Annotated in this window: 9 protein-coding genes and 1 pseudogene; 7 read left to right on the forward strand and 3 right to left on the reverse strand. The window is 67.1% G+C overall.

The window, feature by feature from the left end:
* From ABZS40_RS35940 to ABZS40_RS35965, 6 genes are all read left to right on the forward strand, one after another.
* Positions 1 to 418: DUF6244 family protein (locus ABZS40_RS35940; RefSeq protein WP_354949142.1), on the forward strand; the 418-nt coding region annotated here is incomplete at its 5' end.
* 191 nt (positions 419 to 609) lie between these two features.
* Complete coding sequence (locus ABZS40_RS35945; protein ID WP_354949143.1) at positions 610 to 996, forward strand: hypothetical protein; 387 nt, start codon at positions 610 to 612, stop codon at positions 994 to 996.
* Positions 997 to 1011: 15 nt separating this feature from the next.
* Positions 1012 to 1461, forward strand: a complete 450-nt coding sequence (locus tag ABZS40_RS35950) for a SitI3 family protein (RefSeq protein ID WP_354949145.1) — start codon at positions 1012 to 1014, stop codon at positions 1459 to 1461.
* A 144-nt stretch (positions 1462 to 1605) separates the two neighbouring features.
* Complete coding sequence (locus ABZS40_RS35955; RefSeq protein ID WP_354949147.1) at positions 1606 to 2832, forward strand: NUDIX domain-containing protein; 1227 nt, start codon at positions 1606 to 1608, stop codon at positions 2830 to 2832.
* A gap of 20 nt (positions 2833 to 2852) precedes the next feature.
* Positions 2853 to 3629, forward strand: coding sequence for a nucleotidyltransferase domain-containing protein (locus tag ABZS40_RS35960; RefSeq protein ID WP_354949149.1), 777 nt, complete (start codon positions 2853 to 2855; stop codon positions 3627 to 3629).
* A 45-nt stretch (positions 3630 to 3674) separates the two neighbouring features.
* Positions 3675 to 4439 carry a serine/threonine protein kinase gene (locus tag ABZS40_RS35965; protein ID WP_354949150.1) on the forward strand — a complete coding sequence of 255 codons (765 nt, stop codon included), beginning with the start codon at positions 3675 to 3677 and terminating at the stop codon, positions 4437 to 4439.
* Positions 4440 to 4538: 99 nt separating this feature from the next.
* Here the strand turns inward: ABZS40_RS35965 and ABZS40_RS35970 are convergent, their stop codons facing one another.
* From ABZS40_RS35970 to ABZS40_RS35980, 3 genes are all read right to left on the reverse strand, one after another.
* The gene (locus ABZS40_RS35970; RefSeq protein ID WP_354949152.1) at positions 4539 to 5249 is read right to left on the reverse strand and encodes an alpha/beta hydrolase; all 711 of its coding nucleotides are present in this window, start codon (positions 5247 to 5249) and stop codon (positions 4539 to 4541) included.
* A 407-nt stretch (positions 5250 to 5656) separates the two neighbouring features.
* Positions 5657 to 5914 (reverse strand): hypothetical protein, encoded by a 258-nt coding sequence (locus ABZS40_RS35975; RefSeq protein ID WP_354949154.1) that lies wholly within the window; start codon positions 5912 to 5914, stop codon positions 5657 to 5659.
* Between the two features lie 266 nt (positions 5915 to 6180).
* A complete protein-coding gene (locus ABZS40_RS35980) occupies positions 6181 to 7017 on the reverse strand; it encodes an IS5 family transposase (protein WP_354949156.1) in 837 nt (278 codons plus the stop codon).
* Between the two features lie 137 nt (positions 7018 to 7154).
* Here ABZS40_RS35980 and ABZS40_RS35985 point away from each other — a divergent pair.
* Positions 7155 to 7273: pseudogene (locus tag ABZS40_RS35985) on the forward strand (IS701 family transposase); the annotation flags it as partial.

Raw genomic sequence — 7273 nt, forward strand, 5'->3', positions numbered from 1 at the left:
GCGAGCCGCGGGCGCTGGCTTCGCCGCGGTGGCGGTGGGCGTGACGCGAGTGCGCAGTGCGATCACCGATATTCAAGGCGGCCTGGGCAGCCTCGCCGGTTCGATCGGTGAGGCAACGAAGGCAACCGCGGCCGTTCCGCATGGGGCGACTCCGCAGGAGACCATCGCCGGGCTGACACCCATCCAGGCCGCGGTGGACAGCGCCCGGGACGCGACGGCAGCGACTATCGCTCAGGTCGGTGAGGCACAGCGGCTCGTCACCATGATCCTTCAGGGCGGGCAGCCCGGACCCCTGCTACAGGCGCTGGAAAGCATCAAGCAGGTCCTGGTACTGGTAGTCCAGCGCACCAGCACCACTCGGCAACTCATCGAAGCCGCGATCACTGAAGCACGGCAGATCGGGTCCTCGGGAAACTGATCGGGGCTGGCAGTCCCAGACCGGCCAGCCCGCCCCCTCTTGCCACCACCAACCCGAACTCGACGCCTCCCACCTCCGGTGACCGCAACCCCACGCCGTGGAGCCGGGACCCGACCGGCGTCCTCGGCGGATCACCCACCGGGCCCCGAACCAAAATCCCGCCACGGGCGGATCACAGGGTGCAGCGTGCGTTGGAGTTGGAGAACGCGTGTGCCGACACGGTCGCTGGCAAGGGTTACCGCTTGCACCAGAACCCGACCAGGCAGGAGATCGCCGAGGCGCGGCGGAACACGGGCGACGGCGGGAAGCCGGACAAGGACCCGGACTACCTGATCGAAGGCCATGTCTTCGACTGCTACTCGCCAACTCCCGCGAAGGCCGTACGTGGTGTCTGGACGGAAGTGTCGGGGAAGGTGGCTAGCCAGCAGACCCAACGGATCATGCTCAACCTGCAGGACTGGCGTGGCGACCTCGACGCCCTGCAGAAGCAGTTCGACGATTGGCCCATCCACCACCTCAAAGAACTCACGGCGCTGACCCGCAGCGGTGAGATCATTCAAATCGTCCGACGAGACTGAGAAGGCAGGCAGCACGTGGGTATCGAGTACCGACTGACGCTGGCGGGCGACATCCCGCTGGAACAAGTGGCCAAAATCGCGGCTCCTGGGAACGTCGAGGAGTCAACTCTGCCCGGATACCCCCGACTACTCGGCGCCGACCTCGGCGAGGAATCCGGCTACACCGTCAGCGTCTATCCGGGCAGAAACGGTTACTACGACGCCGAGGACGACGACGGCTCCCAATGGGAATGGGAACCCGACACGTACGTCAACATCGTCTTCCACATGCTCAAGGACGACACGTCCGGCAGGGCAGTCCCCGACATGGTCGCGGCCGTCGACCGGCTGCTCGCCAGCAGGCCGGAGGACGCGGCACTGACACTGAACGGTAACTGGCTGCTACTGACCCGAGTCGCAGGAGCCATTCGAAGGCACCGACCGTCGTGGTGGAACAACTATGGCCTCGACCATCGTCCCGCCTGAGTAGAAGCCCGCGAGTTGGGATGCCCACCCCAGGGCGTAGTGGGATGCCAGGCGCCAATTAACGTTCCTGCCCCGCAGGACCGCATAGCTCGTCTTCGCGACGCGTTTGAATCCATCCAGGCAGCCCTCCGGAGGAACCCAGCCGTGATTCGTCGATACTCCTCCGCCGGTGCCGTCGTCACGACCAACGACCTGGGCGCTCCTTCGATCCTGCTTCTCGATCAGGTCCGGGGTAACGGCGAACGACAGACCGTAGCCCCGAAGGGTCGCCTCGAGCCGAGCGAGGCACCCCTGCAGGCAGCCGAGCGGGAAGTAGCCGAGGAGACCGGCCTGACCGGTACGCACTACGGCGCGTACCTCGGACAGGAAAAGTACGTCTTCACCGACAACGACGGCTCTCCTGCGGCAAAGACCGTCGACTGGTTCCTCTTCACAACCCCGACCACCGCCGCAACGCCAGCCCGAGACGAGGGATTCGTCCAAGCTCGTTGGCTTGACGCCCCCGCCGCCCGACGAGCGGCCACCCACGTTGAGTTCCAGCGGATCCTGGACCGCGCCCTCGCCATCATCGCCTGGCGTTCGGCAGGGCCACTCCCATTCAGCCGAAGCCTCAGCCAACTCATAACCGAAGTCGCAACGGACGCTCAGGCCGCCATCGCCGGGCACCCTGAAGCGGGCATAGGGCTGTGCGGCTCGGCCGCCCGCGGCGACTTCATCGACGGCTGGAGCGACGTCGGCTTTGTCGCCTGGAATCTCCCCGCGTCCTCACGGACAGCAGCCAAGATCAACGAGATCGTCGCCGAAGCCTCCAAGCTTCACGACATACGAGCCTCACTACATCTCAGCGACGAACACGCTGGCACGGTCCGCAGCCTCGGCGCTCTGCGCGACATGACGATGCGGGTGGCGCTGGACCGCGTCGGCCTCGACACCGCCGTGATCGCAGGCGCGGGCCCGACGCACACCACAACTCCAGCAGCAACCAATCTTGCCGAGGACATCGGCGTGCTTCACGACATCGCCGTGAGTGGCCTCAGCGCCATATACGACAGCAGTACCCGGCGCGAGGACGCCGCCCGCCACGTTCTGTCCGTGCTCTCATGCGCAGCTCGGCTCCTAGTCATTCAGCGGCAGCCGAACGCACCCCTGCGGCTCCCCGAGGTGGCCGAAGCTCTCCGTCACTGGCCGGGCAAGCAACTCACGAACCTGCTGTGCGACTACGACGCATTCCGCCGGACCGGGACACGCACCCTCAACCAGGCGGAACAACTCGCCGCACGTGTACCCGCCGCACTCATCGAAGCCGCCGACGACCACCGCGAACCCGCACGGTCCACAGAGCACACGGGCATCTGCGGCGGACCGGCATGAGCCAGCGAAGGCATGCCAAGGTGTCACCGCAGCCCCAATGGGCCGCACCGCTGACAGCCCTGGCCAAAGCCCGTACGGCCTGGCTCGCCGCCACCGTCGACGTGCTGCACCAGCGACGATTTGTGAACGCGGCGTGGCTCGTGGGATCTCTTGGGCAAGGCAACCCTGACCCGTATAGCGACATCGACCTCGTCGTAGCCGTCGACGACGCCACACCGCCGAACGTGTTCGGTGATCCGGTCGCCGGCCTGCGGTTGCCCGGGTCGGTGCTCTTCACCAGCAGCAAGCCCCGCAACGCACCCGCCGACGGCGGTTACCTGACCGCGTGCGTCGAACTAGCCACCCTGCCGGTGCTGGTCGACCTCTACCTATGGCCCAAAGCCACCGCCGCCCTACCCGCCAACGGTCGGCTCCTACTCCACCGCACGCCACCACCGCCGCGCACCGACCTGGCGTTCATGCAACTACTGGACCGGCACCGCACCTCGGACACCACAGTCGCGGACCCGAACCACCCGACCAGCGTCCTACTGCTGGTGCAGTTGGCCGCCAAGTACCTCGCCCGCGGCGACCAACCACGCCATGCCGCCATCACTCGGCACCTGGGCCTTCCATCCGGCGTCGACACCTTCACACTGCGGCAGATCCTCGGCGAGCGCATCGAGCCGACAGCCCACCGAAACCTGCGCCCCGCCATCACTGCGGCCCACCGCTTGCTCGACCTTGTCGACACCGTCATCGGCGACGCGCTGCCGAGGGAAGACGCCCCTGAGATGGGGCGTCGGGGCGGTTCGTGACGATCGATGGACCCGACGGTCACATGAGGACGTAGGTTCGCCAACATGTCTGACCTGCCGCTCGCGTCCGCGTTCACGGTCTTTAACGAACAAGACTCGGGATGTCTGTCCTACGGGGTCGAGGATGCCGGGCGCCGCTGGTTCGTTAAGAAGGCCACCACCGTGCAGGCCCGCCTCTCACTGATCCGGGCAACGCGATTCCACGCCGCGGTTCAGCACCCAGCGATCGTCCGCCCCGAGCAGATCCTCAACAGCCCAGACGGTCCCGTGCTGGTCTACCCGTGGCACGACGGGTCAGTACTCAACCACGCCACCACGCACGGCTCGGACCGTGCCGCACTTACCCGGTTCCAACAGCTGCCTCTCCCCGACGTCGAGGCGGCGATCACCACGATCCTCGACGCGCACGAGGCCGTCGCGGCGGCTGGCCACGTCGCGGTCGACCTGTACGACGGCTGCTTCCTCTACGACTTCGACGCTCGACAGATGTGGCTGATCGACCTGGACGAGTATCGGCCCGGCCCCTTCGTCCTCGACGCCGACCGCCTGCCCGGATCCCGCCGCTACATGGCCCCGGAAGAGTTCGTCCGCGGTGCCGTCATCGACCAGCGGACCACCGTGTACACCCTCGGCCGCACCATCTGGCACCTGCTCGACTCCCCACACGGCTGGCGAGGCACCCCGGCCCAGGCTCGGCTTGCGACCCACGCCACCCGCGCGGCACCCGGAGATCGACACCCCGACGTGGCCCACCTGGTCACCGCGTGGCGAGCCACCCTCACGACGTCCGACACACCTGCTCGACTGTGACCCCCTATCCGCCGACGCCGAAGCGTGTCCGTCGTGGAACTCGTACGCGCCGGGGGTCCCGGCCGTGACTGGCAGGAACCCGGGGGGGTGTTCGAGCGGTCAGGCCGCCTGGTGCGAATTGATGCAGGCATTTGTGACGGTCATGGTCCACACCTCGGGGTGGGTGATCCAAAAGTCATGCGGCACACCAGGCACGGTGGAGAACCGTCCGTGCGGGACGAGTTCAGCAAGCTGCGCCAGAGGCCACGACGGGCGGATGTCGTCGCCGGCGGCGATGAAGTGCATCGGTACCCGGCAGGAGGCCAGCCCGCGCCACAGATCGGGCCGATGGATCCACTCGGTGAACGAATCGCCGAGAGCCGCATGGACCTCCGGCACCCAGTCAATGTCTACGACGGGCTCCACGGCCTTACCGGCTTCGTACGCCTCGGACCACGTGCGGTCACGCTGGGGACCCCTACCGGCGATACCGACCACCGCGGCCACCACCTCAGGATGCTCGACCGCATACCGCACCGCCAGATCACAGCCCCACGAGTGACCTACCACGATCCAGGTGGCGACACCGACCTCAGCACGAATGTCTTCAAGATCCTTGACTGCTCTTTCCATGGTGTGCGGACCACCGCTGGACCGACCGACTCCACGGGGCTCGGGGTACCAGGCGCGGTGACCCAGCGGCGAGATCTCGTCGCGCTCCAGATACTGCACACAACCGGGACCGCCAGTCAGGACGACAACATCAGGCCCGTGTCCAGTCACCCCCACGTGCAACGCGGCAGTTCCCACCTGAATCGTCCGAGACTCCACGTCCCCGAACGCTACCAACCGCAGTCATCTGCGCATGCCGCGATGCGCGCGGCGGCTAGGAGCCAGCTCGTTTCGCGTCACGGGCCCTCAGTGGGAAGAATTGAGAATGTGGAGGGTGATCGCGGAACGGGCAGCGAAGTCATCCCGGGTCCTCGCCCTGATCGCGTCATCTTCGAATGGGACGGGGTGCTTGGCGAATCCGCGAAGTGCAGGACGATGACCGGCGCGAGACCGCCATGGCGGTAGGGGATGGCGGTCAGGCCGCCCAGCGGCGGACGGGGATCCACCGGAGGGCTTCCCGATGGTGGATGCTCCCACGTGGGCCTCGTCGACGATGACCGGCCCGCACGCGCCCAACCGCTGTCCGGCGCCCTTCGAACGGGCTGATTGGCCCTGCTCACAAAGCTTCAGGCAAGAGTGGTCCCGTCCGCGTGCGCGAGCACGAGATCCGGCGTGACGCGGACGGTCAGGTCGGGTGACGGCGTGCCATCGGGCGGTGCCCGGAGTACGAGCACGGTGTCCGCCCGGGAGTCGATGAACGACAGCCACCCGCGGGCGAGGTCGATGTATTGGCCACCAACCTGCGCCCGGCAGTTCTGGATGGCGCTGTTCATCGCCGCCTCGTCCTGCCCGGTGCGGCGCCCGACCTGAACCGCGCGCCGCATCTGCCGGTACGGGTCCTTGGCCGGGGAGTCCGCGTCGTCGAAGCTACGGACCAGCGCGAAGCGCTGCGTCCCTCATGCCCGTGACTGTATCGCGAACCCCCGAGGGCGTTACGAAGGCGCGGACGCGGGTTCTGTTACAGATCTGACCTGGGGGAACGGGGTGCGCACCCGGGTGTATCACGAGCGTTCGTTTCCGGACGGCGTGGTGTGAGTACAAGGAAATGAGAGTTGCAACCACACACCTAAGAGCGCGTTTCACATTGCTGTCAGTCGGGTGTGTTGAAGGTGAGGCGTTGTTGGCGGGTGGCGGCTTCGCCTCGGGTGAGACGGCGGAGCATGCCGCCGAGGGCGGCCCAGCGGATCATGGCCTCTGACGTGCTGGGGTGGGTTTCGTAGTCGCGGGCCAGGCGGCGGTGGGCGGTGAGCCAGGCCAGGGTCCGCTCCACGACCCAGCGGCGGGGGTGCACGACGAAGCCGCGTTGGTCGGCGGGTTTGCGGACGATCTCGATGGTGGTGCGTAGTAGGTCGTGGGCCCAGTGCACCAGTTGGCCGGCGAAGCCGGAGTCGGCGAAGACGTGCCGGATGGGGGTCGCCGCGTAGGTGGCGAGCAGGGCGCCTTTGGCGCCGTCGCGGTCCTGCCAGGACGCGGCCAGGACCCAGACGGTGACCAGGAGCCCGAGGGTGTCGGTGACGATGAACCGCTTCCGGCCGTTGATTCTCTTCCCGGCGTCGTAGCCGCGGGAGCTGCGGGGCACGGTGTCAGCGCCCTTGACGCTTTGGGAGTCGATGATCCCCGCCGTCGGTTCGGGTTGGCGGCCGTGAGCCAGGCGGATCTCCTCGCGCAGTTCGATCAGGATCCGCTCGGTCACGCCCCGGTCGTTCAGGCGCGTGAAGTGCGCGTACACGGTCTGCCACGGCGGGAAGTCGACCGGCAGGTACCGCCAGGCGCAACCGGTGCGCACCACGTACAAGATGGCGTCGATGACGGCCCGGCGGGAATGCTTCTCTGGTCTGCCCATCCACTGCGGAGACGGCAGCATCGGCTCGATGATCTCCCACTCCGCGTCGGTCAGGTCAGACGGGTACCGCCGCACTCGATCCATGCCTGTCTACCGACCGAGCTACGTCCATCGACCGGACCCACTGTGCGACACACCCGACCGACCCACAAACCAAACGCGCTCTAATACTGCAACGGCAGTAGGCGAATCGAGTTCGGTTCGCGTTCGTTGGTCTGCGTGTGACGGACGTTGATGTCGATCGTTGGCATGGGGAGTTGGACCGGTTGCATGCGCGGATCGGGCCTCGGTTTCGCCGGTCGGAGCCGCGGCAGCGGGCGCGTCAGTACCTGTGCGGGCT

It is taken from the genome of Micromonospora sp. NPDC005324, assembly GCF_040607155.1.
Taxonomy (GTDB): Bacteria; Actinomycetota; Actinomycetes; order Mycobacteriales; family Micromonosporaceae; genus Micromonospora; species Micromonospora trifolii.